Annotated in this window: 23 protein-coding genes, 1 pseudogene and 1 riboswitch; of the genes and pseudogenes, 10 read left to right on the top strand and 14 right to left on the bottom strand. The window is 64.6% G+C overall.

Features of this window, described 5'->3' with window-relative positions; translation table 11 throughout:
- Positions 1-21: 21 nt before the first annotated feature.
- Complete coding sequence (gene dapF / locus VGL01_RS05590) at positions 22-888, bottom strand: diaminopimelate epimerase (RefSeq protein ID WP_331567858.1); 867 nt, start codon at positions 886-888, stop codon at positions 22-24.
- A 49-nt stretch (positions 889-937) separates the two neighbouring features.
- Positions 938-1822, bottom strand: a complete 885-nt coding sequence (locus VGL01_RS05585; RefSeq protein ID WP_331567857.1) for a lipid A biosynthesis lauroyl acyltransferase — start codon at positions 1820-1822, stop codon at positions 938-940.
- A 323-nt stretch (positions 1823-2145) separates the two neighbouring features.
- Here VGL01_RS05585 and metK point away from each other — a divergent pair, with 323 nt between their 5' ends.
- Entirely contained in the window at positions 2146-3333 is a 1188-nt protein-coding gene (metK, locus tag VGL01_RS05580) for a methionine adenosyltransferase (RefSeq protein ID WP_331567856.1), read from the top strand.
- A gap of 112 nt (positions 3334-3445) precedes the next feature.
- On the opposite strand, the gene VGL01_RS05575 is transcribed toward metK, so the two are convergent.
- The 4 genes from VGL01_RS05575 to VGL01_RS05560 form a co-directional block, all read right to left on the bottom strand.
- The gene (locus tag VGL01_RS05575) at positions 3446-4078 is read right to left on the bottom strand and encodes a LysE family translocator (RefSeq protein WP_331567855.1); all 633 of its coding nucleotides are present in this window, start codon (positions 4076-4078) and stop codon (positions 3446-3448) included.
- A 155-nt stretch (positions 4079-4233) separates the two neighbouring features.
- On the bottom strand, positions 4234-4893 hold the full coding sequence (locus VGL01_RS05570; protein WP_331567854.1) for a glutathione S-transferase family protein: 660 nt from the start codon (positions 4891-4893) through the stop codon (positions 4234-4236).
- A 153-nt stretch (positions 4894-5046) separates the two neighbouring features.
- The gene (locus tag VGL01_RS05565; protein ID WP_173255746.1) at positions 5047-5274 is read right to left on the bottom strand and encodes a hypothetical protein; all 228 of its coding nucleotides are present in this window, start codon (positions 5272-5274) and stop codon (positions 5047-5049) included.
- A gap of 106 nt (positions 5275-5380) precedes the next feature.
- Entirely contained in the window at positions 5381-5731 is a 351-nt protein-coding gene (locus VGL01_RS05560; RefSeq protein ID WP_331567853.1) for a hypothetical protein, read from the bottom strand.
- Between the two features lie 305 nt (positions 5732-6036).
- Between VGL01_RS05560 and VGL01_RS05555 the strand changes: the two genes are divergently transcribed.
- A complete protein-coding gene (locus VGL01_RS05555; protein WP_331567852.1) occupies positions 6037-6798 on the top strand; it encodes a phytanoyl-CoA dioxygenase family protein in 762 nt (253 codons plus the stop codon).
- A 19-nt stretch (positions 6799-6817) separates the two neighbouring features.
- Here the strand turns inward: VGL01_RS05555 and VGL01_RS05550 are convergent, their stop codons facing one another.
- The gene (locus VGL01_RS05550) at positions 6818-7030 is read right to left on the bottom strand and encodes a DUF3185 family protein (protein ID WP_331567851.1); all 213 of its coding nucleotides are present in this window, start codon (positions 7028-7030) and stop codon (positions 6818-6820) included.
- A 160-nt stretch (positions 7031-7190) separates the two neighbouring features.
- On the opposite strand from VGL01_RS05550, the gene mgrA reads away from it, so the two are divergent.
- Positions 7191-8237 carry an L-glyceraldehyde 3-phosphate reductase gene (gene mgrA / locus VGL01_RS05545; protein WP_331567850.1) on the top strand — a complete coding sequence of 349 codons (1047 nt, stop codon included), beginning with the start codon at positions 7191-7193 and terminating at the stop codon, positions 8235-8237.
- Between the two features lie 30 nt (positions 8238-8267).
- Here the strand turns inward: mgrA and VGL01_RS05540 are convergent, their stop codons facing one another.
- Complete coding sequence (locus VGL01_RS05540; RefSeq protein ID WP_331567849.1) at positions 8268-8450, bottom strand: hypothetical protein; 183 nt, start codon at positions 8448-8450, stop codon at positions 8268-8270.
- 192 nt (positions 8451-8642) lie between these two features.
- Positions 8643-8882: a hypothetical protein gene (locus VGL01_RS05535; RefSeq protein ID WP_331567848.1), complete on the bottom strand. Its 240-nt coding sequence runs from the start codon at positions 8880-8882 to the stop codon at positions 8643-8645.
- Positions 8883-9233: 351 nt separating this feature from the next.
- On the opposite strand from VGL01_RS05535, the gene VGL01_RS05530 reads away from it, so the two are divergent.
- Both VGL01_RS05530 and VGL01_RS05525 read left to right on the top strand, forming a co-directional pair.
- Positions 9234-9449 (top strand): hypothetical protein, encoded by a 216-nt coding sequence (locus VGL01_RS05530; RefSeq protein ID WP_173255814.1) that lies wholly within the window; start codon positions 9234-9236, stop codon positions 9447-9449.
- A gap of 128 nt (positions 9450-9577) precedes the next feature.
- Complete coding sequence (locus VGL01_RS05525; RefSeq protein WP_414720179.1) at positions 9578-10612, top strand: serine/threonine protein kinase; 1035 nt, start codon at positions 9578-9580, stop codon at positions 10610-10612.
- 28 nt (positions 10613-10640) lie between these two features.
- Here the strand turns inward: VGL01_RS05525 and VGL01_RS05520 are convergent, their stop codons facing one another.
- From VGL01_RS05520 to VGL01_RS05510, 3 genes are all read right to left on the bottom strand, one after another.
- Positions 10641-12059, bottom strand: a complete 1419-nt coding sequence (locus VGL01_RS05520) for a coniferyl aldehyde dehydrogenase (protein WP_331567847.1) — start codon at positions 12057-12059, stop codon at positions 10641-10643.
- A gap of 46 nt (positions 12060-12105) precedes the next feature.
- Positions 12106-13797, bottom strand: coding sequence for an isovaleryl-CoA dehydrogenase (locus VGL01_RS05515; RefSeq protein WP_331567846.1), 1692 nt, complete (start codon positions 13795-13797; stop codon positions 12106-12108).
- A 266-nt stretch (positions 13798-14063) separates the two neighbouring features.
- Positions 14064-15008, bottom strand: a complete 945-nt coding sequence (locus tag VGL01_RS05510) for a LysR family transcriptional regulator (protein ID WP_331567845.1) — start codon at positions 15006-15008, stop codon at positions 14064-14066.
- Positions 15009-15153: 145 nt separating this feature from the next.
- Here VGL01_RS05510 and VGL01_RS05505 point away from each other — a divergent pair, with 145 nt between their 5' ends.
- Together VGL01_RS05505 and VGL01_RS05500 are read left to right on the top strand one after the other, a co-directional pair.
- Positions 15154-15564, top strand: a complete 411-nt coding sequence (locus tag VGL01_RS05505) for a CidA/LrgA family protein (RefSeq protein WP_331567844.1) — start codon at positions 15154-15156, stop codon at positions 15562-15564.
- A gap of 30 nt (positions 15565-15594) precedes the next feature.
- The gene (locus VGL01_RS05500) at positions 15595-16332 is read left to right on the top strand and encodes an LrgB family protein (protein WP_331567866.1); all 738 of its coding nucleotides are present in this window, start codon (positions 15595-15597) and stop codon (positions 16330-16332) included.
- Positions 16333-16375: 43 nt separating this feature from the next.
- Here the strand turns inward: VGL01_RS05500 and VGL01_RS05495 are convergent, their stop codons facing one another.
- Positions 16376-17200 carry a hypothetical protein gene (locus tag VGL01_RS05495; protein WP_331567843.1) on the bottom strand — a complete coding sequence of 275 codons (825 nt, stop codon included), beginning with the start codon at positions 17198-17200 and terminating at the stop codon, positions 16376-16378.
- Positions 17201-17357: 157 nt separating this feature from the next.
- A riboswitch (S-adenosyl-L-homocysteine riboswitch) is annotated at positions 17358-17461 on the top strand.
- A 31-nt stretch (positions 17462-17492) separates the two neighbouring features.
- On the opposite strand from VGL01_RS05495, the gene ahcY reads away from it, so the two are divergent.
- The 3 genes from ahcY (at position 17493) to metF (ending at position 20274) form a co-directional block, all read left to right on the top strand.
- Entirely contained in the window at positions 17493-18914 is a 1422-nt protein-coding gene (ahcY, locus tag VGL01_RS05490) for an adenosylhomocysteinase (RefSeq protein ID WP_331567842.1), read from the top strand.
- A 157-nt stretch (positions 18915-19071) separates the two neighbouring features.
- Positions 19072-19425: a phage holin family protein gene (locus VGL01_RS05485; protein WP_173255805.1), complete on the top strand. Its 354-nt coding sequence runs from the start codon at positions 19072-19074 to the stop codon at positions 19423-19425.
- 21 nt (positions 19426-19446) lie between these two features.
- Positions 19447-20274 carry a methylenetetrahydrofolate reductase [NAD(P)H] gene (metF, locus tag VGL01_RS05480; RefSeq protein ID WP_331567841.1) on the top strand — a complete coding sequence of 276 codons (828 nt, stop codon included), beginning with the start codon at positions 19447-19449 and terminating at the stop codon, positions 20272-20274.
- 90 nt (positions 20275-20364) lie between these two features.
- On the opposite strand, the pseudogene VGL01_RS05475 reads toward metF, so the two are convergent.
- Positions 20365-20959, bottom strand: a pseudogene (locus VGL01_RS05475) (hypothetical protein); the annotation flags it as partial.

Here is a 20959-nt window from a genome sequence, read left to right as displayed (position 1 = left end):
CGCGGACGGTGGGGTGGGTTCTCAGTCGGCCAATTCGATCTCGCCGCGAAAGACGGTCACGGCCGGGCCGGCCATCGTCAGCGCGGACGTTTCATCGCGCGCCCCGTCCCAGGCGATGGTCAGCGTGCCGCCGTGCGTGCGCACCAGCACCGGCGAGTCGAGCCGATGGCGCCGAATGCCGGCGGCAACGGCTGCGCAAGCACCCGTGCCGCAGGCGAGCGTCTCCCCGGCGCCGCGCTCGAACACGCGCAACGCGATTTCATGGCGCGAGACGATCTGCATGAAGCCGGCGTTGACGCGCTGCGGGAAGCGCGCGTGCCGTTCCAGCGCGGGACCGACCGACGAAACAGGGTAGGCCTCGACGTCGTCGACGATCGTCACGGCGTGTGGGTTGCCCATGGAGACCACGGAGACTTCGAGCGGCTCGCCGGCCGCCTCGAGCGGCCAGAGTGCGTCGGCACCCTCGGTGCGCGCGGCGAGGCCTTGGGTATCGAACGGCACGCGCGCCGGATCGAAGACGGGGCGACCCATGTCGACGACGACTTCGCCGTTGTCCTGCATCGTCAACGTGATCATTCCGCCGTGTACTTCGACGCGCACGCTGCGCTTATCGGTGAGCCCGGCGTCGCGCACGAACTTGACGAAGCAGCGCGCGCCGTTGCCGCAATGTTCGACTTCACCGCCGTCGCAATTGAAGATGCGGTATTTGAAATCGGCCCCGGCCGCGCTCGGCCGCTCGACGAGCAGCAGCTGATCGGCGCCGACGCCGAAATGGCGATCGGCCAGCGCGCGCACCTGTTCGCTCGTCAGCGAGAGCGGGCGGCTGTAGCCGTCGAGCACGACGAAGTCGTTGCCCGCGCCCTGCATCTTGGTGAATTGAAGTCTCATGATGGGCGTTATTGTAAGCGACGCGCGGCGCGTATCGGGCGACGCCCGATCAGTAGACGCTCGGCATGCCGGGCGGACGCGTCTTGAAGCGTTTGTGAACCCAGTAGTATTGCTCCGGCATCCGCGGAATCTGTTGTTCGAGAAAAGCGTTCATGCGGCGCGCGTCGATGTCGGCGTCGCCGCTCGGGTAGTCCTGCCACGGCTCGAAGACCTTGAGCCGGTAGCCCTTGTAGTTCGGCAGCACTTCGCCGATGAACGGCACCACCTGGGCGTGGCCGACCTTGGCGAAGCGGCCGACGGCGGTCAGCGTGCAGGCCGGCACCCCGAAAAACGGCACGAAGGTCGAATTGCGCAGGCCGTAATCCATGTCGGCACCGAGCATGACCGGTTTGCGATCGCGCAGCCAGCGCAGCACCACGCGGGCGCTGTCGGCCCGGCTTGCCATGTCGGCGCCGAAGCGCCCGCGCGCCGCTTTGGCGACGGCCTCGAGTTCGGGGTTCGACATCGGCTGATAGAGCGAGCCGCAACGGCGCCCGAGTGCGTGATTGAGGAAGATCGAGCCCGCCTCGATGCCGACGAAGTGCAAGCCGAGAAAGAGCGTGGGCGGCAGATCGGGATCGGTCAGATCGACGGCGCTGTCGACTTGCACGAGCTTTTCGAGCTTGCTTTGCGAGCCGAACCATTGAACGCTACGCTCGACGTAGCTGCGGATCGCATGGCGGAAATGCTGCTGTGCGATCTGTGCGCGCTTTTCGTCGCTCCACTGCGGAAAGCAAAGCGACAGATTCGTGTGAACGATACGGCGGCGCCGGCTCGGGACCTGATAGAGCAGCCAGCCGAGCCCGTCGCCGAAGCGCGCGACGAGGCCATAAGGCAGAATCGCGAGGAACCTGAGCAAGCCGATGGCGAACTTCGTGCCGATGCGCCTCAACATACGCGTGCTCCAGTCGGCAGCGGGCGCGGCGCATGTCGCGCCGGCGCGAAAGGCGGCATGGTGCCCGATACGAACGACGGGACCGGTGTAAGCGCGCAATGCGGCAAACAGGGGGCACAAGACACGGCAGTTCACTCTGTGACAGGAACGAGAAGTCGCTATAATACGGACTTCGCCGAGTTAATAGACAACTTGCGGGGCGAAGCCGCAGGGGGCACTTAAAGGCCCACTCGCGGTAAGGGAAATCCGCTAAAGCGTCGCCGCTTCAGGCTCCCGGAGCTGGCTACGTGAAATCGACAACCGTAACCAATGGAGTCTGCAACGTGGCAAACGACTACCTCTTCACGTCCGAATCCGTTTCCGAAGGCCATCCCGACAAGGTCGCCGATCAAATTTCGGACGCGATCCTCGACGCCATCTTCACGCAGGACAAATACTCCCGCGTTGCCGCCGAAACGCTCTGCAATACGGGTCTCGTCGTACTGGCCGGCGAAATCACGACGACGGCCAATGTGGATTACATTCAAGTCGCGCGCGATACGATCAAACGTATCGGCTACGACAACACGGACTACGGCATCGATTATCGCGGCTGCGCGGTGCTGGTTGCCTATGACAAGCAATCTCCCGATATCGCGCAGGGCGTCGATCGCGCGCACGATGACAACCTCGATCAAGGCGCAGGCGACCAAGGTCTGATGTTCGGCTATGCGTGCGACGAAACGCCCGAGCTGATGCCGTTGCCGATCCACTTGTCGCACCGTCTCGTCGAGCGTCAGGCGAGCCTGCGCCGCGATGGCCGCTTGCCGTGGCTGCGTCCCGATGCGAAGTCGCAGGTCACGGTGCGCTATGTCGACGGCAAGGCCCATTCGATCGACACCGTCGTGCTTTCGACGCAGCACGCGCCCGATATCGATTTGTCGATGCTGCGCGAAGCGGTCATCGAAGAAGTGATCAAGCCGACGTTGCCTGCCGAGCTCATCAAGGGCGACATCAAGTTCCTCGTGAATCCGACCGGCAGGTTCGTGATCGGCGGCCCACAAGGTGACTGCGGCCTCACGGGCCGCAAGATCATCGTCGATACCTATGGCGGCGCGGCGCCCCACGGTGGCGGCGCGTTCTCCGGCAAGGATCCGTCGAAGGTCGACCGCTCGGCGGCGTACGCCGGCCGGTACGTGGCGAAGAACATCGTGGCGGCCGGGCTGGCCTCGCGCTGTCTGATCCAGGTGTCGTACGCCATCGGCGTGGCGCAGCCGACTTCGGTGATGGTCAATACGTTCGGCACGGGCCGCGTGTCCGATGCGACGATCACGCAACTCGTGCGCGAGCATTTCGATCTGCGTCCGAAGGGCATCATTCAGATGCTCGATTTGCTGCGCCCCATCTACGAAAAGACGGCGGCTTACGGTCACTTCGGCCGTGAGGAACCCGAATTCACGTGGGAAAGCACGGACAAAGCGCTCGTGCTTGCGCAGGCGGCCGGGACGGAGGCTGTCGCGGCTGTGGCGTAACGCATTGCGGTCATGCGCGGTGTGAAGAAAACCCCGACTTCAGGTCGGGGTTTTTATTGGCACGTCGGTGACGTACACGCCCCGTCAGCGAAGCGGGCCGCCCGCCTGCGCTTTACGCCGCATGTCGGCGGTAAAGCGCCAGCGAGCCGGCAAGACCGATCAGCATCCCACCGCAGGCGCGTTCGAGCCAACGGGCGCCAGAGCGCTTGAGCAGGCGGATGGCGCGCGCACCGAGCAACGCATAGCCGAACATGATCGCGAGATCGAGGGCCGCGAAAGTGATTGCGAGCGCAACATACTGTGGCGCGAGCGGTGCAGAGGGCGTGATGAACTGCGGCAAGAAAGCGGAAAAGAACAGATAGCCCTTCGGATTCGTCACGGCTGTCAGAAAGCTCTTGAGGAAGATCGCACGATTGCGCTGACGTCCACCCGACGCTTGCTCGTCATCGAGCTCGAACGCACCCCTCGACATCAGCAGGCGCGCGCCGACGTAGGCGAGATACGCCGCGCCGACCCATTTGACGACCGAAAACCAGAATGTCGAGGCCGCGAGCAATGCGCCGAGGCCGATCGCCACCGCCGAAATGAGGACGAAGTCTGACGCGACGGCGCCAGCGAAGCCGTAGGCCGCACGGCGAAGCCCGTACCGCGAGCCGTTCGTGAGTGCGAGCAACACCGTGGGGCCGGGCGTGGCGATGCCGACAAAGGCGACAGCGGCGAAAACGGCCAGTGTGGTCTCATGCATGGAGCAGACGCCTCGCGAGGTGGGAGCGAGTCAGTATAGGGTGCGCGGCGCCAGGTGCGGCACGAACATACGGCAGTCGCGGGAGCCGCCGCGGCGCCGACTACGAAAAAGGGCGAGCGCTTGAAGACGGCAGCATCGGCCGTCTTCGCCGACGATCAATCCCGGTCGGGCGCGCCGAGCGGAAACAACGATCGATAGGGCCGCGCCTCATCGACGGCGCGCGCAAACGAGGGGCGCGCGAGCAACCGCTTGCGGTATGCGATGACGTGCGAAAACGACGGATCGATCCGGTGCGACCAATCCGCGTAAAAGAGAAACGGTGCGGCCGCGCAATCGGCAAGGCTGAACATGTCGCCAGCGGCCCACTGTCGCTCGGCCATGACTTTATCGAGCCACGCATAGGCCGTCTCGAGCATCTCCCTGGCTTCTTTGACCCCATACGTATCGTGCGTGCCGTCGGGGCGCCTCGCATCGGCGACGATCTGCTGCTGCGGTCTGGAAATGTAATTGTCGAAGAAGCGATCCATGCTGCGTACCTCCAGGGCGGCCTGCGGATCGGTGGGCAGGAGTTGGACCGGCCCGGGGTGATTCAGCGCGAGATATTCGATGATGATCGTCGACTCTTTCAGGACGCGCGTGCCGTCCATCAGTAGCGGAAAGCGCTTGATTGGCCAAAGCGCCGCGAACTGAGCGAGCACCTCGGGGTTTTCCCGCGAGAGCTGGCGCCATTCGAACGGCGTGTGGTTCTCGTAGAGTGCGACCAGGACTTTTTGCGAGTAGGAAGAAAACGGGTGCGCGTACAGAATCAATGACATTCGGAGCCTCGTTCGTCGAATGAGCAGCGGGGATTTCCCCGGAACGGCTCGTTGCCGTTCAGCTTGACGACGAACGAGCCCGTTCGAAATCGACACCTGAGGCGCCTGATTGCCGCGGCGACGTTCGCGAGATCGTCACTCCCGCGAACGACGCTAATCCCAGCAATTGCGAAAAGCGACGGCGACGATGACAGGCACCGTAAGAACGAGCGGGATGGCGAAGTAAGGCACTTCCCGGTCGACGATCCAGCTATAGACAAGCCAGGCGATGCCGAGGCCGAGCGTCGCGAAGCCGACGAGGAACGTCAGCGCCGTGAGCATCCGCTTCGACGGGCGCTTGTGCGGATGAGGATCGGGGCTGCCCCGAGATGGCGTGTTCATGCCGACATTAAACCGCTATCGGGGCCGGCATGCCAGCCCTGTCGCCGGAACGGGATCAGGCGACGGATGGGTGTATCCGGTTCGATACTGCTTGGCGACAGCGGATTCAACGCGCGGCGAACGCGAACCATCCGGCGCTGGGCGCGAGCCTGCGCGGCCGCCGATTCGTCGCCTGGTGTACGAAGCGCGCTTGCGCTGCTTGCACACGGCGCACGGCCGGCTTCACGAGCAGCGCGCGCAGCGAAAAGCGCCGCGCGGCACGACGTGTGCGCAGCACGGCGACCAGGGCCCGCAGCCAGGACCGCAGCAAGCCGGTGGGCGCCTGATGATCGAAAGAGCGGACGCTGCGGCGTGCGCGCACGGCGTGGTGGCGCAGCGCGCGAACGACGCCGCGCCGCGCGGGGCGTGCGGCTTTGAGCGCGGCATGCTTGAGGCGGATGGCGATTCGTCTGTGCATGGGAACCGAAACGGAAACGGTGTCGCGATCGACGGGAGGCGCTGCGCTTGATGCAGCAACCATGCCATCGCGAAACGGAGAGGCAAAACCGGCAGGAAGAGCCGCACCTGCGCGCGTGCGCGGCGGGCGTTGTAGGACTATCGACATGGGTGGCAGCCTACACGCGAATCGTGACATGCGTAAGTCGGGGTCGACCCGAGCGCATTCATGCACAATGGCGGTGCGCCGGCACGCGTGCCGTGCACGCTCCGGCGCTTTAAAATAAATCGTTTCCGACCAACCGCCATCGGCGAACGGACCGTTTCATGTCAGAGCATTCGAAAAAAGAACAGGTGCAGGCGCTGCGCGAACGCGGTTTCGTGGTCGTGCCGGGCTTGGTCTCGCCCGAGCGGTGCGCCGCCATCAAGGCCCGCGCGCAGCAACAATTGCGGGAAGCCGCGCAGCCAGTCGAATACGAGGCCGACTTGCGCTATCCCGGCGCGCCCGAGTCCAAACACGCGCCGGGCGGCCATACGGTCCGGCGGCTGCTCGATGCGTATGGGCGCGATGCGCTGATGCGCGAATGGGCGAGTTCGCCCGAGATCCGGGGCTGGATGGAGCTTTACTTCGGCGAGACGCCGCACCTGTCGCGCGCCCATCACAACTGCATGATGACGAAGCATCCGGCGTACGGCAGTCTGACCGGATGGCATCGCGACGCGCGCTACTGGTCGTTCGAGCGCGACGATCTCGTTTCGACGTGGCTTGCGCTCGGTCCCGAATTCGTCGAGAACGGCGCGCTCTGGCTCGTGCCCGGCTCGCATGCCATGACTTTCACGTCGGACCGTTTCGACGCGGCGAAATTCTTCCGTGCCGACTTACCCGAAAACAAGTCGATCATCGACACGGCCGTTTGCCCCGAACTGCAGACCGGCGATGTCGTCTTCTTTCACTGCAACACGCTGCATTCGGCCGGTCGCAACCAGACCGACGAGGTCAAGTTCTCGCTCGTTTTCACTTACCATGGCGCGAGCAACGTGCCGTTGCCAGGCACGCGTTCGGCTTCGAAACCGGAGATCGTACTGTAGTGCCGGCGGGGCGTGCGAATCAGCCTTTGCGGCCCGGGCCCGTCGATATGAGCCCGATGAGACCCGCGAGCGTCGCCACGATGCCGCCGGCAATGAGCCATATCGTCTTGTTCGTCGGGGCGCCCGTGAACATGCGCGACATGTCGTTGGCGAAAGAATGGAACGATTGCCCGCCGAAATAGAGCAATATGACGCCGCCCGCAAGTAACGCAATCGAGATCGCTTTGATCATGGAGAAGTTTCCGTCATTGGCACGCTAACGGCGCAGTGTATGAAAGTTGCACCGTCGATGTCCACCCGGTGCGCATCCGGCTGCCGATTTTTCGCTGCGCAATCGCGAGGCATCGGCAGCACCGCATCGTCATTTGTCGACCCGCATGAAAGGAATTCCTATGGGCTATGAAGCTGCTTCGCAACGCTATACGGACATGCAGTACCGCACTTGTGGCAAGTCAGGCTTGAAGCTGCCGGCCTTGTCACTTGGCCTATGGCACAACTTCGGCGATACGACGCCGCTATCGACGCAGCGCGAAATCCTGCGCACCGCGTTCGACCTCGGCATCACGCATTTCGATCTGGCCAATAACTACGGCCCGCCCTACGGCACCGCCGAGACCAACTTCGGGCGGCTTTTCAGGGACGACTTCCGCCCTTATCGTGACGAATTGCTGATTTCGACCAAGGCCGGCTGGGACATGTGGCCGGGACCGTATGGCCAGGGAGGGGGCTCGCGCAAATATGTGCTGGCCAGCCTCGATCAGAGCCTCGCGCGAATGGGTCTCGACTATGTCGATATCTTCTATTCGCATCGCTTCGACGCCGATACGCCGCTCGAGGAGACGGCCGGCGCGCTGGCGAGCGCAGTGCAGCAAGGCAAGGCGCTCTATGTCGGCATTTCGTCGTATTCGGCCGCAAAGACGCGCGAGATGGCACGGTTGCTCGGTGAGTACAAGGTGCCGCTGCTGATTCACCAGCCCGCTTACAACATGCTCAACCGCTGGGTCGAGCACGAACTGCTCGATGCGCTGGAGGAGACTGGAACCGGTTGCATCGCCTTCACGCCGCTGGCGCAGGGAGTGCTGACTTCCAAATATCTAAATGGCATCCCGGCCGACGCGCGCATCAACAAGCCGGGTGGCGGTTCGCTGCAGCAAAGCCATTTGAGCCCGCAGAACATCGAGCACGTGCGCAAGCTCAACGCGATCGCCGAGCGGCGCGGCCAGAGTCTGGCGCAAATGGCGCTGGCCTGGGCGCTGCGCGATGGGCGCGTGACTTCCGTGCTGATCGGCGCGAGCCGGGCCGAGCAGGTGCGCGAGAACGTCGGGGCGCTCGCGCAACTCGCGTTTTCGGCCGAAGAACTCGCCGAAATCGATCGCTATGCGACAGAGGGTGGGATCAACCTCTGGGAAAAGCCCTCGACGGATCAGCCGATCCGCTAAGGCGGCACCCGCCCGCGCTGCCGCACGCCGCTACACCAGCGCGGGCAACCCTTCCACGAGCGCGACCGCGAACACGACGCCGAGCAGTGCGCCGAACACGCGTAGCACGTTGTGGAGGAACCTCGAGGAGGTCGGCAGCGCGCCGAGAAACAGCGCGCCCGCGAGCGCCATCGGGATCATGAGAATGAAGTCGCTGACCGTGAACGTCGCCATGCCCGTCTCCTTGTCCGCAGCCCGCAGCAGATTCGCTGCCGGTGCAAGCTGTAATCGTCGCGCCGGCGAAAACCCGGCGCGTTATTGATCGAGTATAGGAGATGGCGCCGCCCTTGGCGGTTATATCCTGGGCTGCGTCATATGCGCGAAGGGCTGGGCCTTGGGGCCTGCGAACAGGCCTTCCGTGGCGTCTCAACCGTCGACGCCAGGGGCGGTGGGGCGGGCCTTCGCGGCGGCCGGGTCGCCGGGCGGGGGTGTATCGCCGCGTTGCGGGCGCTGCAAATCGGGCTGCGGCTGGACCGGTGCTGCATCGGACACCTTGGCGGTGGTCGATGTCGGCTTGACGTAATCGGGCCCGTGCGCGCACCCGCCGAGGGCCAGTATCGCAGCGCCGGACACGGCGGCAATCGCGTAGGGCAGCAACGTGTTCATCGATGATCTCCTTGTCCCGAGCGCTCGAGCGGGGGCACGCTCGCGCTCCGTGGAAAACGCGCGTCTCGGATCACGCGCAAAGCCGCCCCCGGCCTACAGCACCAATCGTACCCCGGGGCACGGGCCGCCGGCAGGCCGAATGCGACAGTACTTTGTAAGGATGATCGGGGGAAGTGACGGCAGATAGCCCGTTACATTCTGCTTTGCACTGCGGCCGGTTCCGGCAACAATGCCTGCATGTGCCAAGGTGTCATCGAATGTGCGTTTTGCCCCGCCATACGGTTGTCTGCCGGCTCGGGCGCGTTGTCTTCGCGCATCTTCATCATCCACCACTGACACGGGGGAAACATCATGCAAGTCGGTTCGATCGTCAGGTCCGTGCATATCGCCGTGCCCACGGGCGCGCGCGGCATCGTCATGCGCATACTCGGCGATATGGCGATGGTCGTCTGGTACGCCGGTGAACCCGGCGCATCGCTGCAACTGAGCACCGAGCCTTTTTTCCTCGAAGATCTCATCGATACGGGCGAACTCGTCGCCCGTCCGGCTGGCGCGCTCGTCCACTGACGGCGGCCGCCGCCTGACAGCCGCCGTCTGACAGCCAACGCCGGCCCCAACAGGCGGGCCGTGGGGGCGATGCCGCTTCGCCCCACTGCGTGGATGCCGTACGCGTGCCGTTGCGGCACAATGCCGGCATGAACGATCATTTTCCCGATGGACCTGGCATGGACGATCAGTCGTCCACGCACCCCTTTACGCGACTCACGCCCGAGTGCGTGCTCGATGCGCTCGATACGGTGCTCGCGCCGACCGGTGTGCGCACCGATGGGCGGCTGCTGCCGCTGAACAGCTACGAAAACCGCGTCTATCAGGTCGGCGTCGAAGACGGCCCGCCGGTCATCGCCAAGTTTTATCGGCCCGAGCGCTGGTCCGACGAGGCGATTCTCGAAGAGCACGCCTTCGTCGCCGAGCTCGTCGAGCACGAGATTCCCGCCGTGCCGGCCCGTATCGTCGAATCGCGTACCTTGCATACATTCGACGGTTTTCGCTTTGCCGTCTTCGAGCGGCGAGGCGGGCGCGCGCCCGATCTCGACCGGCGCGACACGCTCGAATGGATGGGGCGCTTCATCGGGCGCATTCATGCGGTGGGCCGGCGCGTGCCCTACGCCGTGCGTCCGACGCTCGACATCGCGTCGTTCGGCCGCGAGCCGCGCGATTACCTGCTGGCTCACGACTTCATTCCGGCCGAGCTGCGCGACGCCTATGCCGCCGCGGCTGCGATGGCGCTCGATGCGGTCGAGCGCGCGTTCGAGGCGGCCGGCGAGGTGGCGCACCTTCGGCTGCACGGGGACTGCCATGCGAGCAATGTTCTATGGACCGATTCCGGCCCACACTTCGTCGATTTCGACGATTCCCGCATGGGGCCGGCGGTGCAGGACCTCTGGCTGCTGTTGCCGGGCGGACGAGCGGATGCGTCAGCCGCGTTGACCGATCTGCTTGCCGGGTACGAGGACTTCTGCGACTTCGAGCCGCGCGAGCTCCATCTGGTGGAAGCGCTGCGCACGCTGCGGCTCATCCATTACGCGGCGTGGCTCGCGCGTCGGTGGGACGACCCGGCGTTTCCGGCCGCGTTTCCGTGGTTCAACACGCAGCGTTATTGGGAAGCGCGCGTGCTCGAACTGCGCGAGCAAATCGGCGCGATGCAGGAAGGGCCGCTCTGGCCGGTCTGAGCATCTATTGGAATCCGAATCGCCACGGTCAGAGTTTCAGCATCGTGGAGATGATGGCCCGAAAGCGCAGCCCGTACGGGGGCAGCAGCAGCGATCGCGCGTTGACGCGCGTCTGCACGAACACCGGCTTGAGCTTCGAGAAAGTCACGAACCCTTCATAACCGTGATACGCGCCCATTCCGCTCGCGCCCACGCCGCCGAAAGGCAGTCCCTCGCATGCGATATGCAGCAGTGTCTCGTTGACCGAAACGCCGCCTGAGACGGTATGGCGCAGTACGCGCTCGACGTTCGAACGATCGTCGTCGAACAGATAGAGCGCAAGCGGGCGCTCGCGGCCGTTGACGTAACGAATCGCCTCGTCGAGCGTGTCGTAAGGCACGAGCGGCAGCAGCGGGCCGAAGATTTCTTCGCGCATGGCGGCGGTGTGCTCGGGCGCGTTCGTGATGACGCACGGTACAAAAACGCGGCGGGCCGCATCGTTGGGCGCGTCGGACAGCGGATGGAGCTGCGCGCCTGCCCGAACGGCCTCGTCCGCCATGCGCATGAGCCGCGCGTAATGCCGTTCGGCCACGATCGACGTGTAATCGCGATTGCCGCGGAGATCGGGGTACAGCTTGGCCACGCGGGCGCGGGCGCGCTCGATGAAGGCGGTCACGCGCTCGCGCGGCAACAGCACGTAGTCGGGCGCGATGCAGGTCTGGCCGGCGTTCAGCGTCTTGCCCGCGACGATACTGTCCACCGCGGCGTCGAAGCGGGCGTGCGGGCCGATGATTGCAGGCGATTTGCCGCCCAGCTCGAGCGTGACCGGCGTGAGATTGCCCGCCGCGGCGCGCATGACCTCGCGGCCCACCGCCGTGGAGCCCGTGAACAGCAGATGATCGAATGCAAGTCCGCAAAACGCCGCCCCGACCGCCGCATCGCCGGTCACGACGCTCACATGGTCGCGCGCGAACGTCTGTGCGATCAAACGCGCGAACAGCGCGGACGTGCGTGGCGCAAGTTCCGGCATCTTCACCATCGCGCGGTTGCCGGCCGCCAGCGCGCAGACGAGCGGGCCGACGGACAGCAGCAGCGGGTAGTTCCACGGCGCGACGATGCCGACGACGCCGAGCGGCTGCGGCATCACTTTCGCGCGCGCGGGCCTGAGCCAGATGCCGGTCGCGCGGCGGCGCGCGCGCATCCACCGCTTGCCGTGCCGAAGCGCCGCATCGATTTCGTTTGTGATGAGCCAGACCTCGGAGAGCAGGACTTCTGCCTTCGCGCGTTGGCCGAAATCCGCGTCGACGGCCGCGGCCAGTGCGTCGCGGTGATCGAGCAGCATCGCGCGCAACGCTTTCAGATGCGCGGCGCGCTGCGCCCAGTCGGGGTACGGCGTGCGCAGGAAGGCCGCACGCTGAGCGTGCAGCAAGTCGCCGAGCGCTGCATCCTCGGGTAAATCGTTGTTCATGGCGCCGTTGCTCCCTGTGTCGATCCAACGCGCGTTCGGCGCTCGCTCAATGCTCGAATGCGCGCGCGATGACGGCCGAGTGGTCGAACGACGCCGGCAACGTTCCATAGACGCGGCCACACCGGCCCGCACCCTGCCCGAGCCGCGTTGCAATGAAGGCATCGGCACTCGCGGCGGGCGCTGCCTCGAGCATCGACACAGCTTGCGCGCACAGGACGATGTGCTGCGCGAGCCGGCGCGCCAGCACTTCGCGCGCGTCCGGGGGGCCGCCGAGCAAGGCCTCGAGTTCGGCGAGGGCGGTGCCGAGCACGGCGTGTCCGTCAGCATTCCGTCGCCATTGCGCCAGTAGCGCTTGCATACCGGGCGGATCGCGTTCGATCGCGCGCAGCACGTCCAGGCACATCACGTTGCCCGACCCTTCCCAGATCGAATTGACGGGTGCCTCGCGGTAAAAGCGCGCCATCGGGCTCTCTTCGACATAGCCGTTGCCGCCGAGCACTTCCATTGCCTCGCCGGTGAACTCGAGCGCGCGCTTGCATACCCAGAACTTGGCCGCGGGTGTGACGATGCGCCGCCAGGCACGCTCGGCATCGCTGTCGGCCCCGAGTTCGCCCGCATCGGCGGCGAGGTGTGCGTCGAACGCGCGGGCAAGCCTCATGAAGAGCAGGGTCGCCGCCTCCGATTCGAGCGCGAGATCGGCCAGCACGTTGCGCATCAGCGGCTGTTCGGCGAGCCGCTTGCCGAATGCCATCCGGTGACGGGCGTGGTGGATGGCCTGCACGAGCGCCGCGCGCATCAGTGCGGCACTGCCGATCACGCAGTCGAGCCGGGTGTAGTTCGCCATCTCGATGATCGTCGGTACACCCCTGCCCGGCTCGCCGATCATGATGCCGAACGCATCCAGGAATTCGACTTCGCTGCTCGCGTTCGAGCGGTTGCCGAGCTTGTCCTTGAGCCGCTGTATCTGGATTGCGTTGCGCGTGCCGTCGGGGGCGAAGCGCGGCATGTAGAAGCACGAGAGTCCTTCGTCGTCGTCGGCGCGCGCTAAAACGAGATGCGCGTCGGATTGCGGCACCGAGAAAAACCACTTATGCCCCACGAGGCGGTAGGCGTTGCCGCGCCCTCCCCGATCCAGTGCGAACGCCCTCGTGCGATTGGAGCGAACGTCCGAGCCGCCTTGCTTCTCCGTCATGCCCATGCCAACCAGCATCGAGCGCTTCTCGTCGAGCGGCGCGTCGCGCGGATCGTGCTCGCGCGAATAAAGCTTGTCGACCAGCGCCGCGAAGAGCGCCGGCTCGCGGCGCAATACCGGAATACTCGCGAACGTCATCGTCAACGGGCACAGCGAACCCGATTCGAGCTGGGCGTGCAGGAAGTAGCCAGCGCATCGCGCGACCATGGCGCCGGGGCGCGGCTCGGAAAACGGCAGCGCGTGCAGACCCTCTTCGCGCAGCAATTCGAGCAGCCGGTGCCAGCTGGGATGGAATTCGAGTGTGTCGATGCGCTCGCCGCGCGGGCTGTATGTAAAGAGCTCGGGGGCGTGGCGATTGGCGAGATCGGCCAGCGCCAGAATCTCGCGCCTGCCGATGCGTGCACCATCGCGCACGAGCGCCTCGGCGTGCCAGTGCGCGCCTTCGCGATCGACGGCCGCGGCGAGTACCGGGTCGCTCGCAAAGAGGTTATAGCCTTCGAGCGGCGGCGTTTGATTCGTGACTTCGTGGGTGCTCTGCGGTTTCATCCGAGTTTGCTCCGAGAAACCTGGGACTTTCGTCCGAGGAGGACACTACAGCCGCCAGCTGCCCGCTGCCCGTTCCGGCGATCGCTGGCTTGGCGGCTGCGACGCTTCCTGCCGCGCCGGTGGCGTCGTCGGTGCATCGCACCTGCATCATAGGTTCTGAATGGGCCGAACGATTAGAGGGAGGGCTCGCGACAACGATCGAACGCCTCATGTCGGTTGTCAATCGAGCCCACCGCCGATGACGACGAGCTCACGCCCCGCACGGCTCACCAGACATCCGGACTGCCGGCCGCCTTGCCGGTGCGCGCATAGACGAAATCGTCGCCCGGCTGGCCTGGCAGCGTTTGCCGCGCCACCTCCAGCCAGGCACGGGCGGCATGCGAGAGATAGCCGTTGCGCCGCCAGCCGATTGCCATCTCCCAGGGAATTTCGGGCTCGCCCAGCGGGCGGCAGGTGAAGTGTGTCGGATCGAGACGGTCGCAGTACGGGGCGGGCAGCAACGCGATGCCGAGCCCCGCATGCACGAGCGCCGCCATGAAGTCCCAATGGCTGCTGCGCGCGACGATCGTCGGAGCGAAGCCCGATTGCCGGCACGCACGCGTAACGACATCGTTCAGCGCGAGGCTCTCGCCGTAAAAGACGAACGGTTCTTCGGCAAGGTCGGCGAGCCCGACCCGTTCCACGTTGTCCCAGCGTGTGCCGGTGCGCGCCACGAGCCACAGCAGCTGCCGCGACATCGGGAGCACGTCGAAAAGCTCGGCGTCGACGGGCAACAGCAAGCCGCCAAGCTCGAGCTCGCCCGCCGCGAGCGCGGCTTCGATGCCGCGCGAGCCTTGTTCGAAGAGCTTCAGCTCGATTTTGGGATAGCGACGCTTGAATTCGGCGATGGCCGGCGTAAAGAGCGAGCCGCCCATCGGCGGAATGCCGACGGTGAGTTCGCCGCGCCCCAGCGTGCCGATATCGTCGAGCTCGGCTTGTAGCCGCGTGTGCGCGGCCAATACGTCCTGGCCGCGCTGGAACACGATGCGGCCTTCGTCGGTGAGCACCATTTGCCGGCCTTCGCGCAACAGGAGCGGCGCACCGACCTCCTCTTCGAGAGCCTTCACCATCTTGCTGATGGTCGGCTGTGTGACGAAAAGACGCTCGGCTGCGAGCGTGAAGCTCTGCTGCCGCACGACTTCGACGAAATAACGCAGCGCGCGCAATTCCATGGCCTGCCCTCCAGCGCCGTGCGGGGCGAGGCCGCCCCGGACCGATGTTGTTCCAAATTGGAATGGATCGGATGATTTTAAGTCATTTTATTTATGGACGCGAGCTGACTACACTTGGTTCATGAAGTCAATAGGGAGTTCTGCCATGACCGTCAAGCGCATCGGGAATCTCGCGCAAATCGTCGCGCAAAGCGCGCTGCTGGCCGCACTCTGGTTCCTCGCCGACCAAGCCGCACGGCGCTTGAGCCTGCCGGTGCCGGGCAGCGTGGTCGGCTTGGCGACGTTGCTGGCACTGCTGCTCACCGGTGGCATCGCGCCGAAGTGGGTGAAGGCGGGGGCGGACTGGCTGCTTTCGAACATGCTGCTTTTCTTTATTCCGGCGGCCGTCGCGGTCGTCCAGTACGGCGGGCTTTTCAAGTCCGACGGCTGGCGGCTCGCGCTCGTCGTCGTGGCCGGCACGTTGACCGTCATGGTTGCAGTGGCCTTCACCGTCGATCAGGCCGCGCGTTTCGAACGCCGACTTGCCCTGCGGCATGCGCGCGTCGCGCGCGGCTGATGGATCGCCTCACCTGAACGGAACATGACCATGCTTGCCTCGATGTTGTCGTCGCCGGTGTCCGCTTTCGGTCCGCAAGCCATCGCGGCCGTCTGCTTCGCGCTGACGATCGCGCTCTATGCCGCGGGCAAGCGGCTCTATGCGCGATTTTCGCGCCCGTGGCTGACGCCGCTCGTCGTGGTGCCCGCGTTGCTCGCGACGCTCGTGGTCATCGCCCACATCCCCTACGCCGTGTACTTTGCCGATACGCGCTGGCTCATGTGGCTGCTCGGGCCGGCGACAGTCGCATTCGCCGTGCCGATCTACGAGTACCGCGAACTGATGAAGCGCCATTGGCTCTCGCTCGCGGCGGGCGTGTCCGTCGGCATCGTCGTAGCCGTGAGCGGCTCGTTCGCGTTGGCCAAGCTCCTGCACCTGGCCCCGGACGTCGCGCGCAGTCTGCTTACGCGTTCGGTATCGACACCGTTCGCGCTCGCCGTGTCCGATGAAATCCATGCGCCCCGGCAACTGACGGCGCTGTTCGTCATCGCCACGGGCGTGTGCGGCATGCTGCTCGGCGAGTTCGTCCTGGCGCTCATGCCGCTGCGCACGCGGCTCGCCCGTGGTGCGCTCTTCGGCGCGGCGGCCCATGCGGTCGGCACCGCAAAGGCGCGCGAACTCGGCAGCGAGGAAGGCGTGATCGCAAGCCTCACGATGATGATCGCGGGTGTCGTCATGGTGCTGATTGCACCTGTGATCGGCTCGCTGCTCGGCAGCGCGTTCGGGTAACGCGTGCCGCGGTTGGGGCCGGCGCCGCGCCGGCGCAGCGCCCTCAGTGACCGAATGCCGGGGAAAAGCCCGCCCATACTTCGTCGTTGGGCAGCAGGCGCCGCTGGGTTTTGATCTGACGGCTGATCGGCAGATCGTGCAAAGGCGCTTTCGGCGGCAGGCAGGCCTCGTTGCGCTTGCGCTCGACCTGCGGATCGTGTCGCGCGTTGATCCGCGGCACTTCACACGTGAGATCCGCCACAGGGATGCGCCCTCCGTTACGCACGCCGAGCGTAAGAGGGTCCCGCGATGCGTCGCAGTTCAAGTCGGTCAATTCGTGCTGTCCCTGGAAGTAGATCCACCAGCGCCCTTGCTCGTATTTGAGGAATGCGAAACCACGTCGTTCGGTGCGGACCTGTCCCATTCCAAACCGATCCCCGCAGACGTGCCCATAGTCACCGAAGGTCATCGCCGCGGCGAGGCCGAGCCGCTGCGGCGTGCTGTCGTGGCGCCGGTAATACTCCGGCTGCAAACGGGCGCTTCCGCCTTGTACGTGATAGACGCGATACGCGTCGTTGCCGATCTGGTCCACCAGCAGCGAGCAACCGCTGAAGTCGGGTGTGAAGACGAAGCACTTTTCCTCAGGCGTCTTGGGGATGTCGCAATAGCCACCTTGCGGCACCCAGTAGCCGGGGAGTATTTCATCGGAACGGCTGCCCGCTCCCCAATAGCCGAGATGGACGGTCGGTCCTTTGACGGTCGACGGTATCCGCAAATCGAAACCAGCCCCGTGGGCGCCGCCTGCCTGAATCGCCTTCGCGGAGATCGCCATCTGGCTGATGAACCCTCGCGTAGCCTTGCGAAATTGGCTGTTCAATCCGAATGACACGGGTATCCCTTTTTTGACGAAAACATCCGGGCACTATCCGGAACGGCTGCAAGAGCGGCAACGAGAAAACTCTCGTTTATCCGACTGCGGGATCGCAAGCCTGGGCAGCATGCGATGCCGGGACCGTTGCGCGCGTGTTTTTGCTACAATTCCCCCCGTTTCCGAGGAGCGTTGCGACGGCTTTGCCCGCCAGGCTCGGAAACTTCAATCGGACCCCGCATGAAAACGCGCGGCGGTTCCATCGAACGGCGCTCACGTCTATTTCTAGAACTCATTTAGAAAGGAGGGCGTGATGAACGCCGCAGTTATCGAATCGAATCACTCGCAGGATTTCGTTGTCGCCGATCTCTCGCTTGCGGACTGGGGCCGCAAGGAGCTCAACATCGCCGAGACCGAAATGCCCGGGCTCATGCAAATCCGCGAAGAGTACAAAGCCGCGCAGCCGCTCAAGGGCGCGCGCATCGCGGGCTCGCTGCATATGACGATTCAGACGGCCGTGCTGATCGAGACGCTCGAGGCGCTGGGCGCCGACGTGCGCTGGGCTTCGTGCAACATCTTTTCGACGCAGGACCACGCCGCCGCGGCCATCGCCAAGGGCGGCACGCCGGTCTTCGCGTTCAAGGGCGAATCGCTCGACGAGTACTGGGAATTCTCGCACCGCATCTTCGAATGGCCGAACGGCGAATTCGCCAACATGATTCTCGATGACGGCGGCGATGCCACGCTGCTGCTCATCCTTGGTTCGAAGGCGGAGAAGGATCGCAGCGCGATCGCCAAGCCGACGAACGAAGAGGAAACGGCGCTCTTCAAATCGATCGAACGCCATCTCGCCATCGATCCGACGTGGTATTCGAAGCGCCTCTCGCAGATCCGCGGCGTGACCGAGGAAACCACGACGGGCGTGCACCGCCTCTATCAGATGGAAAAGGACGGCCGCCTGCCGTTCCCGGCCATCAACGTCAACGATTCGGTGACGAAGTCGAAGTTCGACAACCTCTATGGCTGCCGCGAATCGCTCGTCGACGGCATCAAGCGCGCGACCGACGTCATGATCGCCGGCAAGGTCGCGGTCGTGGCGGGCTACGGCGACGTCGGCAAGGGCTGCGCGCAGTCGCTGCGCGGGCTCGGCGCAACCGTCTGGGTCACGGAAATCGATCCGATCTGCGCGCTGCAGGCCGCGATGGAAGGCTATCGTGTCGTGACGATGGAGTACGCGGCCGACAAGGCCGACATCTTCGTCACGGCCACGGGCAACTATCACGTCATCACGCACGCGCATATGAAGGCGATGCGCCACAACGCCATCGTCTGCAATATCGGTCACTTCGATTCGGAGATCGACGTTGCTTCCACGCGCCAGTACACGTGGGAAAACATCAAGCCGCAAGTCGATCACATCGTGTTCCCCGACGGCAAGCGCATCATTTTGCTGGCCGAAGGCCGCCTCGTGAATCTCGGCTGCGCAACGGGCCACCCCTCGTTCGTCATGTCCAACTCGTTCGCCAACCAGACGCTCGCGCAAATCGAGCTGTTCACGCGCGGCGCCGAGTATGCGAACAAGGTCTACGTGCTGCCGAAGCATCTCGACGAGAAGGTCGCGCGTTTGCATCTTGCGCGAATCGGCGTGCAGCTGACCGAGCTCACGAACGATCAGGCGAGCTACATCGGCGTCGACAAGAACGGTCCGTTCAAGCCGAATCACTACCGTTATTGAACGGTCGGCTCCGCGCCGGCGCGTATGGCATGCTTGCGCGGAACGCGCCGGTCGACGGCCGCCCCTAGCCAGCCTGGCCGGCGGCGGGCCTCGCCTTGCGTCCGGCGGCGACCTCGAACCGATACCGAACCGAAACGAAACCGAAAGGAGTCCTGAGATGACCGTGCTGCTGACCTGGCTGATCAATGCGCTCGCGCTCTTGATCATCACCTACCTGGTGCCGTCGATCCATATTCGCAGCTTCGGTACAGCGCTCATCGTCGCGCTCGTGCTCGGGCTCATCAATGCCGTGCTTCGTCCCGTGCTGATTCTGCTCACGCTGCCCGTGACGATCGTTACGCTCGGGGTTTTCATTCTCGTCGTCAACGCGCTTTGCTTCTGGCTCGCGGCGTCGCTACTGAAAGGCTTCGAAGTGTCGGGATTCTGGTCGGCGTTTTTCGGCTCGATTCTGTACAGCATCGTGTCGTGGTTGCTGTCGGCCCTCATATTCGGCAATCGCAGCTTAGGCTGATTGCCGTTCTTCTGTCGCACCATGGCCACCATCGAAATCTCTTTCGAATTTTTTCCGCCAAAGACACCCGACGGCGTCGAGAAGCTACGCGCCACCGCCGCGCAACTCGCGCGGCTCGCGCCGAAGTTCGTCTCGGTCACGTTCGGGGCCGGCGGTTCGACCCAGCAGGGGACGCTCGATACCGTCCGCGAACTTGCGCGCGACGGGCTCGAAGCCGCGCCTCATTTGTCGTGCATCGGCTCGTCGAAGCAGAGCCTGCGCGACATTCTCGAGCGCTATCGCAGTCACGGCATCCGCCATATCGTCGCATTGCGCGGCGATTTGCCTTCGGGCATGGGTGAGGTCGGCGAGCTGCGCTATGCGTCCGAGCTCGTCGCCTTCATTCGCGCCGAATACGGCGATTGGTTTCGCATCGAAGTCGCGGGCTATCCCGAATATCATCCGCAGTCGCGCTCGCCGCAAAAAGACCTCGAGAACTTTGCGCGCAAGGTCAAGGCGGGGGCCAACTCGGCGATCACGCAGTACTTCTACAACGCGGACGCCTATTTCCGCTTCGTCGAAGATGTGCGTAAGCTCGGTGTCGATGTGCCGATCGTGCCCGGCATCATGCCGATCACGAACTACACGCAACTGATGCGCTTTTCCGATATGTGCGGTGCGGAAGTGCCGCGCTGGATCGCGCGCCGGCTCGAAAGCTTCGGCGACGATCGTGAGTCGATTCGCGCGTTCGGACTCGATGTCGTCACCCAGCTTTGCGAGCGCCTCGTAAAAGAAGGTGCACCGGGGCTGCATTTCTATACGCTCAATGGAGCCGCGGCAACGAAGGCGATTTGCGAGCGGTTGGGCTGAACGCCCGCCGGCCGCCGGATCCGTCGAGCAGTCCCGGCGCCGCGCGGGTACCGAGGCTGCGGGGATGTCTTCCCCCGCAGCCGGAACGGCTTACATTTCGAGCGATTGCGCGCTGGCGTTTTTCAGCGGGAATGCCGTAATGACCATCCCATTCTGACCGAGCACGATTCGCACGTTCCTGATGGCGAAAAGACGTTGGCCCTGTCGGAACGTGAAGTACTCGAACGTGCGTACGACGTTGCCGTTGCGTGAGCGCGTCTGCCTGAATTGGGCGAATGGATCGGTCAAGGCGGCCATGATTACCTGTGTCAGCACGTCGCGCCCGCTCACCGAGAGCCCCGGCAGACGAGTCTGCCAGTCATCCCGGTGCCCCGCGTCATCCCCACCGCCTGCGCCGGGTGCCCAGATGTGCTCGATTCCATATTTGAACCGGACATTGCCGCGCAGCGTGGGATCGTTGATGTAGATCAGGCCGAGATTGTCGCCGGTCGGCGCGCGATCTCGGGCGATTGCTGTCGTGAATTGGGCGAAATGATCGCCGGCCATGCCTGGAGGCAGGCTTCTGCCCGTGTTGCGGAATTCCCGGACGAGTCGCGTGAATCCCGGCGTGCCGCGCAGATGGAAACGATCGCTATCGTCGACATGCGGTGGCAGGGCCACGGTCGGGCCGGTCTCCCCGAGCTGC

The sequence above is a fragment of the Trinickia sp. genome (assembly GCF_036503415.1).
Taxonomy (GTDB): Bacteria; Pseudomonadota; Gammaproteobacteria; order Burkholderiales; family Burkholderiaceae; genus Trinickia.
Note: the sequence above shows the minus strand (reverse complement) of the source record. Positions and strands in the feature narration are given on the sequence as shown.

Coding starts and splice junctions, on each gene's coding strand:
- dapF (WP_331567858.1), bottom strand. CDS start 888: ATGAGACTTCAATTCACCAAGATGCAGGGCGCGGGCAACGACTTCGTC.
- VGL01_RS05585 (WP_331567857.1), bottom strand. CDS start 1,822: ATGTTGAGGCGCATCGGCACGAAGTTCGCCATCGGCTTGCTCAGGTTC.
- VGL01_RS05575 (WP_331567855.1), bottom strand. CDS start 4,078: ATGCATGAGACCACACTGGCCGTTTTCGCCGCTGTCGCCTTTGTCGGC.
- VGL01_RS05570 (WP_331567854.1), bottom strand. CDS start 4,893: ATGTCATTGATTCTGTACGCGCACCCGTTTTCTTCCTACTCGCAAAAA.
- VGL01_RS05565 (WP_173255746.1), bottom strand. CDS start 5,274: ATGAACACGCCATCTCGGGGCAGCCCCGATCCTCATCCGCACAAGCGC.
- VGL01_RS05560 (WP_331567853.1), bottom strand. CDS start 5,731: ATGCACAGACGAATCGCCATCCGCCTCAAGCATGCCGCGCTCAAAGCC.
- VGL01_RS05555 (WP_331567852.1), top strand. CDS start 6,037: ATGTCAGAGCATTCGAAAAAAGAACAGGTGCAGGCGCTGCGCGAACGC.
- VGL01_RS05550 (WP_331567851.1), bottom strand. CDS start 7,030: ATGATCAAAGCGATCTCGATTGCGTTACTTGCGGGCGGCGTCATATTG.
- mgrA (WP_331567850.1), top strand. CDS start 7,191: ATGGGCTATGAAGCTGCTTCGCAACGCTATACGGACATGCAGTACCGC.
- VGL01_RS05540 (WP_331567849.1), bottom strand. CDS start 8,450: ATGGCGACGTTCACGGTCAGCGACTTCATTCTCATGATCCCGATGGCG.
- VGL01_RS05535 (WP_331567848.1), bottom strand. CDS start 8,882: ATGAACACGTTGCTGCCCTACGCGATTGCCGCCGTGTCCGGCGCTGCG.
- VGL01_RS05530 (WP_173255814.1), top strand. CDS start 9,234: ATGCAAGTCGGTTCGATCGTCAGGTCCGTGCATATCGCCGTGCCCACG.
- VGL01_RS05525 (WP_414720179.1), top strand. CDS start 9,578: ATGAACGATCATTTTCCCGATGGACCTGGCATGGACGATCAGTCGTCC.
- VGL01_RS05520 (WP_331567847.1), bottom strand. CDS start 12,059: ATGAACAACGATTTACCCGAGGATGCAGCGCTCGGCGACTTGCTGCAC.
- VGL01_RS05515 (WP_331567846.1), bottom strand. CDS start 13,797: ATGAAACCGCAGAGCACCCACGAAGTCACGAATCAAACGCCGCCGCTC.
- VGL01_RS05510 (WP_331567845.1), bottom strand. CDS start 15,008: ATGGAATTGCGCGCGCTGCGTTATTTCGTCGAAGTCGTGCGGCAGCAG.
- VGL01_RS05505 (WP_331567844.1), top strand. CDS start 15,154: ATGACCGTCAAGCGCATCGGGAATCTCGCGCAAATCGTCGCGCAAAGC.
- VGL01_RS05500 (WP_331567866.1), top strand. CDS start 15,595: ATGCTTGCCTCGATGTTGTCGTCGCCGGTGTCCGCTTTCGGTCCGCAA.
- ahcY (WP_331567842.1), top strand. CDS start 17,493: ATGAACGCCGCAGTTATCGAATCGAATCACTCGCAGGATTTCGTTGTC.
- VGL01_RS05485 (WP_173255805.1), top strand. CDS start 19,072: ATGACCGTGCTGCTGACCTGGCTGATCAATGCGCTCGCGCTCTTGATC.
- metF (WP_331567841.1), top strand. CDS start 19,447: ATGGCCACCATCGAAATCTCTTTCGAATTTTTTCCGCCAAAGACACCC.